Annotated in this window: 2 pseudogenes; one reads left to right on the top strand and one right to left on the bottom strand. The window is 72.8% G+C overall.

From position 1 onward, the window contains the following. Positions 1–54: 54 nt before the first annotated feature. Positions 55–198 (top strand): annotated as a pseudogene (locus BZL64_RS24590) (helix-turn-helix domain-containing protein); the annotation flags it as partial. 49 nt (positions 199–247) lie between these two features. Here the strand turns inward: BZL64_RS24590 and BZL64_RS40645 are convergent. Further along, positions 248–482: pseudogene (locus BZL64_RS40645) on the bottom strand (LacI family transcriptional regulator); the annotation flags it as partial.

The raw sequence follows: 482 nt of genomic DNA, 5'->3' as shown, positions 1-482 counted from the left end.
GCCGTCGTCGCCGGACGGACCCGCACCACCTCACGCTTCTCATATATTGGCACCATGTCCAACATAGTAGATCCCCTGGTGGAGCGGATCGCCGTCCGCGTGCGCACCGAGCGCGAGCGGCGCGGCTGGACCCTCAACGGGCTGGCCGAGGCCTCCGGGGTCTCGCGGGCCATGATCCACCGGATCGAGCGGGGCGAGAGCAGTCCCACGGCCGTCGTGCTCGGCAAGCTGTCCGCCGCGTTCCGGCTCAGTGTCTCCTCGCTCCTGGCACTCGCCGAGGGCGAACCACAGGGGCCGGACGGCGCCGGTAGCCGGTGTCCGGGTCGCGCCACTCGCTCGCCTCGTCGTGCCGGCGCACCGCGCCCGCGCCGTCCGGCCCCTGTGGTTCGCCCTCGGCGAGTGCCAGGAGCGAGGAGACACTGAGCCGGAACGCGGCGGACAGCTTGCCGAGCACGACGGCCGTGGGACTGCTCTCGCCCCGC

Source organism: Streptomyces bobili, assembly GCF_002154575.1.
Lineage (GTDB): Bacteria > Actinomycetota > Actinomycetes > Streptomycetales > Streptomycetaceae > Streptomyces > Streptomyces bobili.
The sequence above is the reverse complement of the archived record's forward strand: the minus strand, read 5'-3'. Positions and strand labels throughout refer to the sequence as shown.